The 17,931-nt window shown below is 44.1% G+C and carries 13 protein-coding genes; 2 read left to right on the top strand and 11 right to left on the bottom strand.

What is annotated here, in order from left to right; all coding sequences use genetic code 11:
- Positions 1-97: 97 nt before the first annotated feature.
- On the bottom strand, positions 98-1,363 hold the full coding sequence (locus WS40_RS00370) for a cation:proton antiporter (protein ID WP_046439197.1): 1,266 nt from the start codon (positions 1,361-1,363) through the stop codon (positions 98-100).
- A gap of 220 nt (positions 1,364-1,583) precedes the next feature.
- On the bottom strand, positions 1,584-2,792 hold the full coding sequence (locus WS40_RS00365) for a cellulase (glycosyl hydrolase family 5) (RefSeq protein ID WP_038670246.1): 1,209 nt from the start codon (positions 2,790-2,792) through the stop codon (positions 1,584-1,586).
- A gap of 314 nt (positions 2,793-3,106) precedes the next feature.
- On the opposite strand from WS40_RS00365, the gene WS40_RS11195 reads away from it, so the two are divergent.
- Complete coding sequence (locus WS40_RS11195) at positions 3,107-5,821, top strand: cellulase family glycosylhydrolase (RefSeq protein WP_325208338.1); 2,715 nt, start codon at positions 3,107-3,109, stop codon at positions 5,819-5,821.
- Between the two features lie 127 nt (positions 5,822-5,948).
- Here the strand turns inward: WS40_RS11195 and WS40_RS00355 are convergent, their stop codons facing one another.
- The 5 genes from WS40_RS00355 to WS40_RS00335 form a co-directional block, all read right to left on the bottom strand.
- Complete coding sequence (locus WS40_RS00355) at positions 5,949-7,712, bottom strand: ArnT family glycosyltransferase (protein WP_046439195.1); 1,764 nt, start codon at positions 7,710-7,712, stop codon at positions 5,949-5,951.
- Position 7,713: 1 nt separating this feature from the next.
- Complete coding sequence (locus WS40_RS00350) at positions 7,714-9,276, bottom strand: NAD(P)/FAD-dependent oxidoreductase (protein ID WP_046439193.1); 1,563 nt, start codon at positions 9,274-9,276, stop codon at positions 7,714-7,716.
- A 17-nt stretch (positions 9,277-9,293) separates the two neighbouring features.
- Positions 9,294-9,755 (bottom strand): GtrA family protein, encoded by a 462-nt coding sequence (locus WS40_RS00345; RefSeq protein ID WP_046439191.1) that lies wholly within the window; start codon positions 9,753-9,755, stop codon positions 9,294-9,296.
- A gap of 333 nt (positions 9,756-10,088) precedes the next feature.
- Positions 10,089-11,963: a diguanylate cyclase domain-containing protein gene (locus WS40_RS00340; protein ID WP_046439188.1), complete on the bottom strand. Its 1,875-nt coding sequence runs from the start codon at positions 11,961-11,963 to the stop codon at positions 10,089-10,091.
- 148 nt (positions 11,964-12,111) lie between these two features.
- Positions 12,112-12,810, bottom strand: coding sequence for a hypothetical protein (locus tag WS40_RS00335; RefSeq protein WP_038670236.1), 699 nt, complete (start codon positions 12,808-12,810; stop codon positions 12,112-12,114).
- A gap of 855 nt (positions 12,811-13,665) precedes the next feature.
- Between WS40_RS00335 and WS40_RS00325 the strand changes: the two genes are divergently transcribed.
- A complete protein-coding gene (locus tag WS40_RS00325) occupies positions 13,666-14,976 on the top strand; it encodes an SGNH/GDSL hydrolase family protein (RefSeq protein ID WP_046439182.1) in 1,311 nt (436 codons plus the stop codon).
- Between the two features lie 76 nt (positions 14,977-15,052).
- Here WS40_RS00325 and WS40_RS00320 read toward each other — a convergent pair whose 3' ends face one another.
- The 4 genes from WS40_RS00320 to WS40_RS00305 are packed head-to-tail and all read right to left on the bottom strand — an operon-like array spanning position 15,053 to position 17,730.
- On the bottom strand, positions 15,053-15,757 hold the full coding sequence (locus tag WS40_RS00320) for a hypothetical protein (RefSeq protein ID WP_046439177.1): 705 nt from the start codon (positions 15,755-15,757) through the stop codon (positions 15,053-15,055).
- Position 15,758: 1 nt separating this feature from the next.
- The gene (locus WS40_RS00315; RefSeq protein WP_046439175.1) at positions 15,759-16,511 is read right to left on the bottom strand and encodes a hypothetical protein; all 753 of its coding nucleotides are present in this window, start codon (positions 16,509-16,511) and stop codon (positions 15,759-15,761) included.
- Positions 16,508-17,365 (bottom strand): ABC transporter ATP-binding protein, encoded by an 858-nt coding sequence (locus tag WS40_RS00310; protein WP_046439173.1) that lies wholly within the window; start codon positions 17,363-17,365, stop codon positions 16,508-16,510. The genes WS40_RS00315 and WS40_RS00310 overlap by 4 nt, the downstream gene beginning before the upstream one ends.
- Positions 17,362-17,730, bottom strand: a complete 369-nt coding sequence (locus tag WS40_RS00305; RefSeq protein ID WP_046439170.1) for a GntR family transcriptional regulator — start codon at positions 17,728-17,730, stop codon at positions 17,362-17,364. The genes WS40_RS00310 and WS40_RS00305 overlap by 4 nt, the downstream gene beginning before the upstream one ends.
- Positions 17,731-17,931: the final 201 nt, after the last annotated feature.

Genomic DNA, 17,931 nt, shown 5'->3' with positions numbered 1-17,931 from the left:
GGCGTGCCCCTGCACCCATATCCGCTATCATTCGTGGTAGCGGATTTTTTGTACAAAAAAAGAGCGGCTCTCAGCGAACCGCCCTCTTTGATTATCATTATTTCTCTTTTCTTGAGAGTTCCTGCAACTCCTGTTCATACTGTGAGAAGCCCTCCACAGACTTCATAAGCTCGTCCTCAACGTGTTCTTCATGATTATCCTTAAACACAAACTTCAGGAATACCGGTGTGATTATCGTTGTTGCAACCACCATAATGATGATAGGTGCGAAAACCTCGTCGCCCATAAGTCCAAGCTTCTGTCCTTTAGCCGCTACTATAAGTGCGACCTCGCCTCGTGAGATCATACCCATTGCTATCTGCAAGCTTTCCTGATTTGTATACCTACAAACCTTTGCGCCTAGTCCGCAGCCTATTATCTTTGTGATTATTGCCACAGCAAGGAGCAAAACTGTAAACAGCACCATTTTGCCGCTCATGTTGATACCATTCATTGTAAGACCGATGCTTGCAAAGAACACTGGTGAAAGGAACATATACGAAAGTGTTTCAAATCTGTTTGAGATATACTTTACGTCCTTTTCGCTTGAAATTGCAAGCCCTGCAACAAATGCGCCTGTGATATCTGCTACGCCGAAAAGCTCTGCTACATACGCCATGAGCAGGCAGAAAACGAAGGAAATGATAACGTGACGTCTAAGGTCTTTTTTATCTCTTTTTCTCCACTTTGTGAACACAACATGGTAAACGACTGTACAGCCGATAGCCACTGCAAAGAACGCTACTATCTTAATGAGAACTGTTGCAACGTGAACGCTTGTATCTGCAAGGCTTGTGATAAGGGTCAATGCGATGATACCAAGGATATCGTCTATGATAGCCGCACCGAGAATGGCATTACCTGCTCTTGTAGAAAGCTTGCCAAGCTCTTTCAGAGTTTCTACTGTGATAGAAACTGATGTTGCAGTAAGCACAACGCCTATGAAGAGGTGCTGCAGGAATGGTGAGCAGGCGAGCTTATCGCCCTTGCCTACGCCCATTGCAGCGGCAAGTCCAAGTCCGCCAAACAGTGGTACGATAACGCCAAGAAGAGCGATTATGAATGACGCTTTACCAGTCCTTTTAAGCTCCTTAACGTCTGTTGTAAGTCCTGCGGTGAACATCAGCACGATAACGCCAATTTCTGACAGTTCTGAGATGAACTCAGTTTCTTTTACAACATTAAGAACGGCAGGTCCGAGTATTACGCCCGCCAACAACGCACCGACTACCTGCGGCAGTTTCATTTTCTTTGTTACAAGTCCGAGAATTTTGGTCGAAAGCAGTATAAGTGCAATAAACAATATGTAGCTGTATTCTTCCATGATTTTACTTCCTTTCCACGCCGCCATTATATGACGTTAATGCGTAAAAATAACGATCTACAGCATTTTACTCTCTGCAAATCGTCATTGATTTTCCGTATCTTATTATAGCATTATGCCGCATTATAGTCAACAGACAGCACAATTTGTTCACAAAAAAGAGCAACAAAAAAGAGCCGCAAAAGTCGGCTCTTTTTGTGATTATTTTATCAAAGTTTGTTTATACAGCTTTTTTGCCGTTAGGGAATATCTTATCCTCGCAGATACCTGCCATTTTCTCTATAGCAGGCTGTATATCCAGCCACAGTCCGCAGCCGTCGTCCTGACCGCTTGTTTTCCATGCAAACACGCCGTTCCAGCCATTGTTGTAAGCGTCCTCATAAGCTGAGGTGATGTCGAAATCGCTGTCGCTTGCAACGGCCGGGCATTCGCCTATAACGCAAGGCTTTGTACCGTCAAGGCCAAAGTCTGTTGGAGATTCGCTGAAAGGATATCCCCACATTCCCTGCATCCAGGTGTACCAATGAGTTGAATAGAAGTCAACATAGGCAAGGCTCTTGTCATACTTATCACCGCTCAAAACGTCCTGAAGCGCGCTGTCGGATATTTTGTTGCCCTGCTGGCTGTCGGAGTTATACTTTATCATACCCATGCCCACGGTTACGAGAACGTCTGAATTTGCATGGATAGCTGCGGCTGCCTTTGCATAATACTGCTCCAGATAGAGCCAATCAAGCTTGCCGCACTCTTCATTTTCAACTATCCAGTCAGGCTCGTTACAAAGGTCCACAGACCAGAAATAGTCGCTCTTGCCGTATCTTTGAACGAGAGGAACTATATAGTTATCTACAAACATATCTGTCTTGTCGCTGTCCTGAATGAGCGTTCTCCAAGCCTGATAATTCTGGTTCTGATCCTTGAAGTTATCAAAGGACTGAACTGTTGCCATTATATAGATCTGATACTGCTCTGCAAGATAGAACAGATTGTCAAGATCCTCCCAATGAGCTGTTGTTGCACCGTCAAATGTACCGTCTGCTGAGATAGCCATACCAACGTCGCCGTTGCAGATTATCCAGATCCTTGCGGCATTTACGCCTGAATTGTGAAGCTTCTGGAAATGATCCTGCCAGAACTCAAAATTAAAGCCTCCGCCAAAGTCGTTCCACTTATCCCATGGAGCGTTCACTCCATTGAACCAAAGTTCCTTGTCGCCCACCATGAATTTTGTTCCGTCGATCTTGACTTTCGCTGAGCCGTCGGTCGTTGTTGCATAATCCTTTTCAGGCATTGCAGTTTCCGAAACAACGGCAGAGCTGTTGTTTGATTTGCTTTCAGCCTTTGAGCTTGAGGAATTATCTCCGCAGCCCACGGTCGAAACAAGCATCAGCACTGCAAGTGATGATGCAAGCCACTGTTTAACTTTCATAAAATATACCTTTCCTTTCTTTGGACTAAAGTTTTGAACACATTTGATTATAGCACAATACTGCTTCATTTTCAATAGCAAGATCTGATTTTTTTGCAGATAATATCCTCTAAAATTTTAACATTGTATAATTATATCAGCTCTAATAATCGACACTTTTTCATATAGTGATTAAAAATATGAACATATGAGATTTATACACAAAAAGAATGTACGTTATTTGTTTAATAAGCGTATTCTAATTTGAACAGAGATGTGGTATAATAAAAGGTACTGATGAGGTTAATATTTTATATATGAAAGGACGGGAAAGAATGAAATCAGTATCAAAAAGATACCTGAGCTTTATTTTATCTCTTTTAATGGCAATGACCATATTTATTGGTCTTGACCTTGGGGATATAAATGCGCAGGCATTGTCGGGAGATACTCTCAAAAACGCTGACACGGAAGCCATACTTGAGGATATGGGTCTGGGCTGGAATTTGGGCAACTCTCTTGACGCAACAGGCGGTTCGGGTCTTGACACGGAAACATCGTGGAGCAATCCTAAAACAACTCAGGCTCTTATAGACAAGGTAAAGTCTTTAGGCTTCAACACAGTGAGAGTGCCTGTTTCTTGGGGCAAGCACGTATCGGGTGACAACTACACTATCGACTCTGCATGGCTTGCAAGAGTAAAGGAAGTAGTTGACTACTGCTACAAAAACGATATGTATGTAATTCTCAACATTCATCATGACACAAAGTCTTCTGAAAGCGCTTCGGGAGCAGGATATTATCCAAGGTCTTCTGCATATTCAAGCTCTGAGAAATTTGTTACGAGCGTATGGTCACAGATGGCAGAATATTTCAAGGATTATGACTATCATCTTATATTTGAAACCCTTAACGAGCCTCGGCTTATTGGCACAGGCTATGAGTGGTGGTTCAGCAAGTGGAACATTCCGTCAGAGGTAAAGGACGCTATAGAGTGCATTAACAAACTCAATCAGAAGGCTGTTGACACCATAAGAGACACAGGCTCAAACAACAGGGGCAGACTTATCATGTGTCCTGGTTACGACGCTTCCATAGACGGGGCAACTGTTTCAGGCTTCAAGCTTCCTACAGATATTTCAGGCAACAAAAACCGCATCGCTGTATCAGTTCACGCTTACAGCCCTTACAACTTTGCAATGAATGTTGGTTCAGGCTCGACCTCTACATATACATCTTCTATAAAGAACGAGCTTCAGGACCTTTTCAGCACGCTGAAAAGCAATTTCCGTGACAAGGGTATACCTGTTGTTATCGGCGAGTTTGGCTCAACGGACAAGAACAACACTGCTGAGCGTGTAAAGTGGGCAACAGACTACACTGCGCTTGCAAAGAAGAACAACATTCCATGCGTACTGTGGGACAACAATGCTTTTGCAGTATACAACGGAAACAGCATTGTTCTCAACAGTGAATATCACGGCTACATAAACAGAAAAAACAACACTGTTACAAGCCCTGCAAAGGACGTTATCGAGGCTCTTATGAAGCCTTACGGCAAAAAAGCAGATCTTAACTGCTCTTCAAGCGTTACCATAGTTGCGGGACAGAGCAAGAACATTGGCGCAAGCTCATCAACAAGCGGTGCTGTTCTCACATACAAAAGCACGACTCCGTATATATGCACTGTTGACAAGAACGGAAACGTGACCGCTCTCAAGACAGGCACAGGATATGTTACTGTTACGGCTTCTGCAAATGGTTATAACAGCGTTTCAAAGGACGTTAAGATAGTTGTTTCAAAGAAGAGCCTTAACAACGGACTTATTACGCTTTCAGAAACAAGCTATGTTTATGACGGCACATACAAAAAGCCTGCGGCTACAGTTACGTTTGGCGGCAAGGTGCTTCAGGAAGGCAAGGATTACACTATCTCATACAGAAACAATCTGAACGTTGGCGTTACAACTGTTATTGCGACAGGCATGGGCGACTACACAGGTTACACATCAAAGAACTTCACTATCACAAAGCGTGCAATGGCAGGCGGAACAGTTTCAGTGGCTTCAAGCGTTTCATTCACGGGAAGCAATATTACTCCGTCAGTTACAGTAAAGGTAGCAGGCAGGACGCTTACAAGCGGCACTGACTACACAGTTTCATACTCAAACAACAAGAACGTTGGCACGTCAAACGTTTATGTATACGGCAAGGGCAACTATTCAGGCTCTCTGAGCGCTAAGTTCGACATTGTTCCTGCAAAACAGCAGATACAGAAGCTTGAAACAAAATACAAGGGCTTCTATATTGACTGGGCGCAGAAAGGCTCTGCAACGGGATATGACATTGAGTATTCTGTAAACGCAAACATGAGCAGTGCTGTTTCAAAGCATTTGACAGCAAACAAGCCTGACACACTGACAGTAAGCGGTCTGTCGGGGGACAAGACATATTATGTTCGTGTTCGTTCTTACACAAACGTAAACGGCAAGGTATATTACGGCGCATGGTCTGATGTAAAGAGCATAAAGACAGCTAACAACGACATCGCAAAGGCTACTGTTTCTGGCATTTCCACAAAGGCGTTCACAGGAAAGGCTATTACACAGAACGTAACTGTAAAGGTCGGAAACACTGTTCTTAAAAACGGCACTGACTACACAGTTTCATACTCCAACAACAAAAAAGTTGGCAAGGCTACTGTAAAAATAACAGGCAAGGGCAAGTATGGCGGAGTTATCACAAAGACTTTCAACATAAACCCTGCAAAACAGGAGATACAGAAGCTTACGGCTAAGTCAAAGGCATTCTTTGTGGATTGGGCGCAAAAAGGCTCTGCTACTGGATATGAAATTCAGTATGCTACCAACTCAAAGTTCACTGGTGCAAAGAAAGTGACTATAACAAACAACAAGACAGACAAGACCACTGTTTCAAAGCTTTCTGCCAACAAGAAATATTATGTTCGTGTGAGATCTTACACAACTGTAGGTGGCACAAAGTATTACGGGGCTTGGTCGACTGTTAAGAATGTGACTACTAAGAAATAAGGCTATATTGGTATAATGAAAATACCGACGGCTCGGGTTGAGCGGTCGGTATTTTTTTGCGATATTTTTCAGTTTGTGGGGAAGCTAGGCGGGCGAACGTTGTTCGCCCCTGCATGGGGTCGGGGTTTTATCCGTTGGTGCTTGCCACAAAGAAGTATGTTATGTAGGACAGGACGATAAACGCAGAAGAAAGATAGCTCAGGGTGCTGACTATGGCTTTGCAGGGGGCTTTTTCAGAGCGGTTGCAAAGGTCTGTGAAAAGTCCGATATTTATAAGTCCTATGAGCATACATGGGATTATGTATCTGAAATTCATTGTGCAGATAAAAGGATATTTGATGCAGAAGTTATAATAGTTGCCTAAGATAGTGGCATAGACCACTGTGAGCATGAGTTTTTCGGTAAATCTTGCGTTATCGGTCTTTACAAAAAGCACTATGAGCATTGCGATGAACGCTATGACCGCAAGAACCAAGGCTATCCAGAAAAGTGCATATGGCACGAGCCTTGCGTTTTCAGGGAAGAAAGTTTCGTTTATGCCCTCGCCAAAAATGGAGTTTTTAAGCATTGCTATGGTAGGGTTATACTCTTTATAGCTTTCACCGCCCCACTGCTCAAAGACTATTTTGATCTGTGAGAAGCCGAAGTCTGTAAGGCGGTGTTTGGCTGTAAGGTCGCCTATATACTGGACGTCGGCATTTGAAAGGCTTGGGACATAGTTTGGTTTTACGCCGAAACGCAGGTAGTTTCTCACGCTCCACCAAAGTCCAAGAGGACAGCATATTACACCGAAAAGGCACATTTGACCCAGGCGGTTTGCCATATTCTTACGATTTTGCACAAGCGCCATAAAGAAAAGTACGGCTATGGCAGGGGCGATAAGCCCTACGGATATTTTTGTCATCATGCCAAGACCGATACAGAGGGCGGCTTTGACGATATTCTTTGTGGTCTGTTCTCTATACCATTTCAGCACGCAATATATTGCTCCCACTGTAAAGCACAGCATAAGAGGGTCGTTATTTATTCCCCCTGACATTAGGACAAGGTATGGATACATACAGCACATACCGAACGGGATAGTCAGGGCTTTGCCTTTAAGGTCAAAGAGCCTTAATATCTTATAGACTGTTATCGTTACGGCACAGACATAGAATAGGGTCAAGGCTTGTATAGCCTCGCAAGCCATGTAATACTCTATGCCTACGGAGGCGCAGAATTTCAGCCACACTGCACAGATGATATGGTGGAGAGGCGGGTGATAATACTGCCAAAGGGTGGTAGGGTCGAAATTCGGCAGGGCGTTGTTATTATAGATATACTCTATATAGCCTGCGTGACCGCCCTCGCCGCCGAAATACCACACGTCATTCTGTCTTGTATAGATATCGGACATAAAGACATAGGAATAGCGCAGGACAAAGCCTGCTCCTGCCAAAGCAAGGCAGGTGACACGGTCGTGGAACTTTTTATCGTTATTGAGCAATGCGACATACATAACAAGCACGACGCAAAGTCCTGCAAAGCAGATAAAAGCCGCTTTATATTGGGCATGTACGAAATAATTCACTGCCGCAAGGGTCAAAAAGGTCTTGCCTGCAAAGGTCAAAACTGAGCCTGCGGTATGCTTTCCGCTGTCATCGAGCTGTTTCAAAAACCGTCTGAGGTAGAAAAACTCTATTATCATGAAAACGCCACACACAATGACGCCGTTTAAAAACTTATAGCTATAGCTTCCAAAGCCTGTGAGTGCAAGGCATATGAACGCTGCAACTATATAAGGGTGACGGCTGAGGGTGCGGAAGTTCGCCTCAAGCCGTCTGTCGCTTATGGCTCTTCTGTTCATGTCTTTCCGCAGGGACAGAAGAAGTCCACCTTTCTTTTTGTTCATATTAGTTTCCAGATCTTTCTTCGTGATATTCTTTTTCTGTATTTACGTTCCAAATATCTTTTCTGCTCTTTTTGCCGGTCTTTATAGCTTCGGCTGTTTCCATGGCGGTGAGCATTGAATGGTCCATATTATTATATCTATGCTGACCGTTTCTGCCAACGCAATAGAGGTTCGGGAAAGTATCGAGGAACTTTATCATGGTATCGAAATGCTTATATGTATCAAAATAAGCAGGATATGCTTTCTTGACCTTTTCTCTATGGGAATCGAGGACTTCATTTTCAGAGATAACTCCCATTTTAACAAGCTCAGCGGTTGCGAATTTCACGCAATCCTCCTCGGACATATTCCAGAAATCGTCCCCCTCGGCACAGAAATACTCAAGGCCTATCCAAACTGTATCCTCAGGCTTTTCCACCATATAAGGCGACCAGTTGTTGAATATCTGTATTCTGCCAAGCTTTACGCCCTTATCCTGAACATATATCCAGCAGTCAGGAACGATATTGCCGAGAGTTGTTTTATTTGTTTCATTTTTAAGGTTGAGCTTATTGACAAGCAGACCAACGGTAACAAAATCACGGTATGGCAGACCTTCGGCTATCTTTATGACGGTATCGCAAGGCTTTGTGCCGTCCATGCCGAGGATAAGGTCTTTGACAGGCATTGAGGAGATAAAGATATCACCTGTGAAGGTCTTTTCGCCCTCAGCGGTATCGCAGACAACGGAGGTGACTTTCCTGCCCTCGCACATTATTTTCTTTACCTGACAGCCTGTGAGTATTTTTCCACCAAGCTCTTTTACTTTCTCAGCGGCGGTTTCCCAAAGCTGACCAGGGCCGTATTTTGGATACCAGAACTGCTCGATAAGGGAGGTTTCTACCTCGCCCTTATTCTTTGTGCCGAACACCTTTTTGAACATATCTTTCAAAAGGGCTGTGATAGAAAGACCTTTTACTCGCTGTGAACCCCAATCTGCGGATATCTCGCTTGGGTGTCTGCCCCAAAGCTTTTCGGTATAGCCCTCGAAGAACATTGAATAGAGGACTTTTCCGAAACGGTTTATGTAGAAATTCTCAAGGTTTGTTTCAGGCTTTTTGAACACGCACGCCCAAAGGTAGCTAAAGCCTGCTTTCATGGTGGTGACAAAGCCCATGTTCTTTATGGTTTCGGGCTTCATTGAGATAGGGTAGTCGAAGAAGTGCTTATTGTAATAAATTCTCGACACTCTGTCACGGACGAGCATTACATTATCATCGGTTTCAGGGTCGGGGCCGTTTTCGGCAAGCGGCTTTTCGTGGCCTAGCTTTTTATCGTCATAGGCAGGCTTGCCCTGCAAAGGCATAAGGTCTGCCCACCAATCCATGACCTGCTGATTTTTGGAGAAAAATCTGTGTCCGCCTATATCCATGCGGTTGCCGTTATATCTCACTGTCTGTGATATTCCGCCCATTGCCTGCGAGCCTTCAAGTATGGTCACGTCATAGTCTCCGCCGTTTTTAAGAAGCTCTATTGCCGCAGTCAGACCGGCTGGACCTGCGCCTATAATAATTACCTTTTCCATGTGTTATCCTCTCCTGTTTAGACTTTATTTTTATCAAATATAATAAATTTTCTGCCTGCAAAGTTCCATATGAAAACTATCACTGTGGAAACGAGTTTGCCCACAAGATAATATTTATCCTGCGGGAGAAGTGTGCCGAATATGAGCTTTGAAGCAAGGATATCCTTGAAAAACCATATTATTGCGGCATTTATGCCAAGTCCCACAACGCCCACGGCGGCAAATGCCGCAAACTCTGCAAGGCGGTTTTTTATCTTTGAATTTTTGAATATCCAAAACGTACTCAGGGAATAATTCACCAAAAGTCCTGCCACGAAAGAGATAGTCGCGGCAATGACTGGGTCGAAGCGGCAAAGCTCCACAAGAGCTGTCATAATGCCGTAATCCACCACAAATGCGAATCCGCCCACAAAGACGTATCTGAAAAACTGTATGAATGTATTATCGGTATCGCCCGAAAAAAGCTGTTTTATCTTCATTTTCACGTTCCGTTCCTAATATGCTGACACATATAAATGCGTTCACAGGGGCAAAAAGTTGCACACAGGTGGTTACTGCGGCTCAACTTCTCCCTTTCGCACAAATATACATTCTGCTTTTTGTACACATTGTTAGAAACACATAGTTCACAAAGCATTAATTAATATTATACAACTTTTATGTCGTTTTGTCAAGCAAAATTATGCAAAAAATAAAAAACGGACGGTTTTATCCGTCCTCTGAGGGTGTATGAAAATTTTTGCCGACCGGTCAATGACAAAAAGAGGGCGGCCAAAGGTCGCCCATAAAAGTTTTTTCAGAACCATTACAAATCATATTCTGTTATGAGGTTTTTGTCTTTTATCTTCATACATATATTTATCGGCGATGTGCATTACATCGTCAAACCAGAAGTTTTCCACCGGGGCTACTGCTGCACCGACGCTTACTGAGAGGACATAGGATCTGCCGCTTCGCCTGTTCAGCTCCGCCATTTTATCCTTTATCTCCTCCTTGACCTGCTCGGCAAGGTCTGTATCAACTATAGCAAAAAGAGCAAGCTCATCTCCGCCAAATCTTCCGCAGACTTTATTTTCTATGCTCACGCTGTCGATAGCGTTTGCGGCGGCTCTTATTGCATAGTCGCCTGCCTCGTGTCCGAAATTATCGTTTATATACTTTAATCCGTCAACGTCCACTGAGACCACCAGTGCAAGCTGGTCGTTTCTTCGTGGGAGAGTTTCAAGGGCATTATAAAAGCCAGTACGGTTATAAAGCCCTGTTAGCATATCGTGACGGTACATTTCTTCGATATGCTTTGTCATATACTTCTGATAGGTGACGCTTCGGAAGCTGCCCAGGGCGGTATTTAGGGAATTTACATAGAGTGGTATTTTAAAATACTCGCTGAGCTGAGCCGGAAAATAGAAGCAGGCATAGCCAAGTGGTACGCCGATATGGGCAAGTGCTGAAAATATGAGGGGGACTTTATAGTCCATTATATTCTCTATATCGGGAATGATGTTAGTGCGGTCAAAAGGCTGTGGGATATTTCTATCTTCCACGGCACGGCTCCGCAAAAGTATCATTTTATCGCTAAAAAGCGGTTCTCTATCGCTTATTACACCAGGGGCTTTACGTTCGTCAAAGAAATCGCCGTTCACCACAACAGCCACATCGCCAAAAGCATACTCCTTCAGCAGTGTAGCAAGAGTCTTAGGAGTTTCGCAATTCATGATATTCACTGCAAGCTCATAGAGGACACGCTCCTCGTCCTGATAGCGGTTCATTCTGTCTCGGAGTATTCTGATATACTCCCCTGTATTTATCTGCTCGACTGATGGTTTACATCCGCAGGAATTTTCAACGGACAGATCATAGTCTACTGTATATATCTTTTCGGGCTTTTCACCAGCCAAAGCTTTACTTATAACATCAATGATGGTTTTAGCGGTATCATCATAGCTACAGCCGCTTGTTGTAAGCATAGGAGTGCAAAAATTAGCTTCTTCTGAGCCGTCAAAGCCTGTTACGATAATATCCTCCGGGATCTTATAGCCCCTTCTTTGAAACTCAGCCCCTGCGGCTATAGCCATCATATCGTTTGCACAGATGATTGCTCTTGGGACTTTATTTTTTTCTATCATATCGTCCACTGCTTTCAAAGCAGGAACAGACCAATAGTCACCGTAATAAAAGACATCATTTCTGAATGGGATATCATACTCCTCGAGTAGCTTTCTGAAAACTGCTATACGCTCTTCTGAATTTTCTTCGTCTTTTCTGCCTGCGATAAAGCCTATATCTCTTACACCATGCTGTTCTATCACATGGCGAACCACTTGTTCAAAGCCTTTTGCATAGCCGAATTTGATGCTTATACAATCGTCATGCTCTACGCCAACTGATATGACAGGCTTACCATATTTGGCGGCGTCCATTCTGATTTTTGTCATTACATTCTCAGCATACACACCCTCTTCAAAGGTCACGACGGCATCTGTTATATTATAATCAATAAGATCAAACACAGACTGCTCGCCTTTTTCAGACAGAGTCTTCCAATAAAGGTCTGAGCAGGTGTGATATACAAACAATCTGTAATCGTTTTCAACAGCAAAATTATTAAGAGCCCGTATGATTCTATAGTTACGCTCATCATAGACTTTACACATACAGACCGCAATTATTTTGATGTTACCGATCATACAGCACAGCTCCTTTCCTATAAATTCAAACACAGTGTTATTATAACATGATTTAATGAATAAATCAAGAGAAAATCGGACGATTTTTAAGAAATTAAGACATAGTTTCGCACACTTGATTAAATAATTAAAGAAAAGGAGCAGGCTGTTAATCCAGTCTGCTCACATCGTTCCATGACCTTACACGCTGATAAGACATTTTATGCTGTTGGAGATACTCGTCGGTATTTTCGGGAGGGCTGGCGATATCCTGTGGTTTATCGCTTGTAAAGATATCCTCATAATCGTTAGTTATGACCTTATCGCCCTTTTGGTTATCAAGCAATTTTTGCAGGTTTTCGGTCATTTTATCACGGGTAAGCCCCTCGAAGTCTATACGCTCTTTTCTGCCGTCGAAGGGAAAGTTGGGGAGTTTACGCATGAAATTAAGGTCAGACACAGTTTTTGCGGTGATGACAGCGGCTACTATAAGGTAGGCGAGCATAACGAAAGTATCGCCTGACACGCTGTCGAAAAGTCCGATTTTCAGACCCATATACAGTATCATAACAGCAGGGGAGGCGGCTATCAATTTAACAGTATCCGCCACAAGCAAAGCTCCGCTTGCGGCAAACGCCACATAGTTAAAAAAGGCATTTGAGCTTACATCAAAAAATGCGAACATCGCACTTTCCGCCGCAAAATAATTCGCCCATCCCATCATTCCGTATATTATAGCCGCAGGAATAAGCAACGCAAAGGTAAAAGCTGCAAATCGCCGCTGCCTTTTTATAAGCCTGCGGAAATGCCTGCGAAGAGTTTCGTCAGGCAGTGTTTTATAGTCGGCTCTCAGATCAAACATTTCCATGTTATGTCACCTCCTGAATTTATTATAGCATGGGGGTAGGGGATTGTCAAATGGTTTCTGGGGGTGTTAGCACAAACCATGTAGGGGAGCGGCGCAATTTCTGCTTTGCAGAAATACGACGTCCCATTATTTCTCGCACGTCACCATTTGTGTTTTTTCACAACAACCCCGAATAACCACACAACGCATTTGTAGGGGACGGCGCCCTCGACGTCCCGACCCCTCGACAGCCTTTGTCCCCCTGCATGGCTTGTGAAAAAAATACAAACCTCACTCCTTCGAGCGGGACGCCGAGGGCGTCGTCCCCTACAATCCTGAATTTACAGCAAACTCCAAGCACAGGCGAACAATGTTCGCCCCTACATCTCATTCGGGCAAGTTCCTGCCGCCGCAAAATCGCTCCGCTCTTTGCGTATCTACATTGCGCTTAGGGCTAGAAAGACGGTGCAGATTTAATTCTCCGATATCACTTTCATCTGATATCCTATTTCTATCTGCTTTTGATACTACAATCTGCACCTTGTCGGCTTGCGCCGAATGAGGCTCTGCCTCATACTCCGCTAGGGGCTTTGCCCCTAGACCCCACAATGGGTTTCACCCCTTGACCCTGACCAGGGACGTGTCCCTGGACCTTTTGCTCGCTTCGCTCGGTGTTGGGTACTCTACTTTGTGTGGCACTGTCATTCCTCATTCCTCACTCCTCACTTAACTTCGCTCCTCATTTACCCTCGCCCCTGATTTATTCAAATGTAATCGTTTTATACCTATTGCATTAATTTGTTTTTTGTTGTATAATATATTTGTTAATATATACAGCCATTTGGCAAAATCAAGATATGAAAGGACCTTATTACTATGAAGAAATTCCTTGCGGCGGCTCTTGCTCTTTGCATGACAAGCGCTGCTCTCACAAGCTGCGGTGATTCAAACAGCTCTTCTGCTGCTGACTCAAACTCCGCTGCGGCAAACTCTCAGGCTTCCGATTCAAGTGCGGCTGATGCCGAAAGTGTTTCAGACAAGCTTCTTGCTGAATACCCTGCATCTACGGAAAAGATAGATGTTAAAAATGGTGCTACTGAGAACATGATCGCCAGAAGCGTTATCAACGAGGGCGACACTTCCCGTCTTGCGGCTAAGCTCGACTACGCTCTGCAAAATCCTAAGGAGGTAACAAAGATCTGTTTCATCGGCGACTCTATCACGGCAGGTTCGGGTGCTAACTCCTCAACTAATCAGTATGTAAACCAGTTCAAGAGCTGGTGGGAGGAAAACGTAAGCTTCTATGTTGATGTTACTAATGCCGGTATCGGTGCAACTGACTCATACATAGGTGTTCACAGAGCACAGCGTGACGCTTTGGAGGCTAAGCCTGACATTATCGTTATCGAGTTTATCAATGACGCTGATGATGAATTTTATGAGTCCTGCATGGACAGCCTTGTAAGAATGTGTCTTGAGCAGGACAACAATCCTGCAGTTATGATACTTGAGCCTTCAACTGAGGGGGGTACATCTCCACAGGCTGCACATCTCAAGGTAGCACAGGCTTACAACATTCCTATGATATCTTATCATGACGCTGTTATGCCTGAGATAGAGGCCGGCAACTTCACATGGGCTGACATTTCACCTGACAACGTTCACCCTAATGATGACGGACACGTTATAATGGCTTCACTGCTCACAAAATTCGTTGGCAACATAAAGGACAATATTGACAGCGTTGACAAGGAAGCAAAGGCATTTGACACAAGCACTGTTGCACCGACGGGCGATGTATTCGCTGACGCTACTATCGGAAGCCGTCAGACAGAGGACATTGTAAAGACAACTGACGAGGGAACATTCACAGATGTTACAACATTCCAGAAGTTCACAGACGGTTGGGGAACGACAACAGGCGGCACTATCAAGTTTGAAATAACTGCAAAGAACATTGGTATGATATACTACATGACAGTTGACGGCAAGTCCGGCGTGGCTGCTGTAAAGGTCGATGGCGAGGACGTTGCGACTATCAACGCTGACTTCACAAGCGGCTGGGGCAACTACGCTAAGGCACAGCAGATATACTCATCTGACGAGGTGGCTACTCACACTGTTGAGGTAACTGTCGTTGATGACTCAAAGCCTAACTTCCAGATACTTAACTGGCTTATTTCATAATATGTGAAACTAATAGCCGCAAGGCATAAAAAAGTGCTGATACGTTTTGTCCGTATCGGCACTTTTTGTTGGCATATTATCTTTTAACGTCCATTCGCCTGCAAGCTACTGCGAAAAATACTGCCAGCTCTGCAACGGCAAGCAGACCCAGAGTTCTGCGGTATACGATGCTTTCAGCAAAATTTCCTGCATACAGCTCAGAAAAAAGTTTTATGAAAAGTGCGGTGTACGCCGCCGCTGTAAGTATAGCGACAGACCTGTTAAAACGCTTTATCACCACGCTCAAAAGCAGTGCGGACAAAAATATTATGGCAAAAAACATCATTGCCGAAACAAAGCTGCCAAGCCGTGAGCCGCTGAAAAATATATCGAATATCTGTGATCTTTGTTCAAGAAGTTCATATTCGACAGAGCCTGCGGAGCTGCCGCACATAAGCTCTATGACACGCAGCCACAGGAGATAGCCGCCTGAAACGAATACCGACATTGTTATCATACTAAGGAGCACACAGCCTATGCCGCATTTTCTTGGGATATTTTGTGCACAGGTTATCTGAATAGTGTTCGTGCAGACCACATATGCACACACTGCGGTGACGACGCAAGAGGCTATCAGCAGCAAGGGCAGCACAAAATCGCAGGCTATTGCCATATCGCCGCTACCGCATAAAAATGCAGATACTGTGATGACGCCGTAGAGGCAAAGCATAAAGGCATATATCACAAGGCAGTAATATCTCTGGATCGTCTTGAAAAGTGTGAGTGTTTTGATCTTTCGCATTTTATTTCACACCCCTTTGTCTTTTGATAGGCTTTCTGTGCCAAAAAAGGTAAGCTGTCAATGCGGCGATGATCGTAAGTGCCGCATAGGTAACGGAAAAGGCTATCGGTGCAACATCGGGAACGATATTTTCAAAGAACTCATAGCTCAGCAAAGGACTTCTCAAAGCCTTTGTGAAGATACCGCCGCCGATATTCAGTGCCGCAAGGATAACTATAACGCCGCAGTTGATGAGTTTGCCTGTGCGTTCAAGTCGGCTCATTATAATGAAAAATGCCGAGCCGCTGAAAAATATGAGAAAAGTTCTCACAAACAGCATCGAATAGATATAAGCTGCACTTTTGCTGAATGACAGCGATAAAAGAGAATAATTTTGCAGTATCTCTGCGTGTGTATAGTCCACTGCCACGCCGTCAAGGCGTATAACAGTTCCTTTCAGCTTATCTGCAAAAATAAAGCTCTCTATGCTGTGTGCGGCAACAACTATAAATGCTGTGACAAAAGCACAGATAAGTATTGCAGCAAAGGACGTTTTTCTTGACACACCACAGCAGACTGAAAGTGAGAATATCTCTTTTACCGTAAAAAACGCCGCCGCAAATGCTGCCGCCCCCGTAAGCAATTCATAATATTCCGACACACCCTCCACGCTCAAAGCCTTTGCCGCAAGCAGCACAAGGAAAAACACAAGCACGGCTGCAAGGGGAAGGAGAGTTCTTACAACAGTAGTTTTACAGAGTTTCAGCTCATTCATTGTTCCCCCTCCTCACCTGTCAGATTTATGAACACCTGCTGTAGGTCGGGTCTTGAGATCTCAAGACCTTCGGGGACATTTTCGGGCGTGCCCTTTAGATACGCCGAGCTTATTGTTCCGATGTTTTTCATGCAAAGCACCTCTTTATTCTGACAATAGGCAGAAACTAAACTCTTTGCACCTGTGACGGAATAGCCATCCGTCAAAATATCCTCCGTTTTGCCTGCCGCAAGCACCTTGCCCTTATCTATTATTATGACATTCTCCACAAGGTTCTCGCACTCTTCGATAAGGTGGGTGGATATTACCACGCCGCACTGAGTTTCGGCAAAGCGTTCTACCAGCAGGCGGTAAAAAAGGTCACGGTGGTTTGCATCAAGCCCAAGAACAGGCTCGTCAAAGAAGAGAAAGTCTGCACCGCTCACCAAGGTGAGAATGAGCTTTGAAACTGTCAGATAGCCTGTTGACAGTGCAGAAAGGCGTTTTTTCGGGTCAAGCTTGAACTTTTCGGCAAGAGAATAGGCATAGTCCTTATCAAAACCGCCGTAAAAATCAGCCGTGATATTCACCGCCTGCTTAAAGGTCAGACCTGCCGGCATTGTGACGCTCTCGCTCATTGCGTATATACGATTCAGTGCTTTATCATTTTCCAAAAGGTCTTCGCCGTCAAGAGTACACCTGCCCGAGGTGGCAAAAACACGGTTCGTTATGATATTCATAAGAGTGGATTTGCCTGCGCCGTTTCTGCCGAGGAGTCCGTATATCCTGCCGCTTTCTATTTCGGCTGAAACGTTATCCAAGGCTATATTTTTGCCGTATTTTTTGGTGACGTTATCTATTTTTATTACGCTCATTTGTCAAATCCCCTTTCGATCATTGCGATTATCTCATTTTTTGATATGCCGAGCTTTTTGGCTTCTGCGCACATTTTGTCAACGTAGATCTGCTGAAAATCCTGCTGTCTTTCTGCTTTGAGTTTTTCCACTGCACCCACGCTAACAAACATTCCCAAACCTCTTTTTTTGAATATTACCCCTTTATCCACGAGCATATTTATGCCTTTCAAGGCTGTGGCGGGGTTTACTTTATACTCCACTGATATTTCTGTTGTGGACGGTATCTGCTCTCCCTCAGGTATCGTTCCGCTTATTATCATATCCGACAGCCACTCGCACAGCTGAACATATATAGGCTTTTCGCTCTCCAGTCTGAGTTCCATATCATTTCCCCCTTTCGGTTTCGATTTTTGCTGTCTTTTTTCTTTTATTCTCACAAGTTTATTAGTTAGTTACTCATGCAACTAACCATACAACAAATAGCGGCATTTGTCAAGCTTTTTGGCAAAAGATTTTTCAAGACAGGCAAGATACACAATTTTATACTGCGTCTTTTATGCAATATAAATGTTATAATATTTTAT

The organism is Ruminococcus sp. N15.MGS-57, assembly GCF_000980385.1.
In the GTDB taxonomy this organism is placed as follows: Bacteria; Bacillota; Clostridia; order Oscillospirales; family Ruminococcaceae; genus Hominimerdicola; species Hominimerdicola aceti.
Note: the sequence above shows the minus strand (reverse complement) of the source record. Positions and strands in the feature narration are given on the sequence as shown.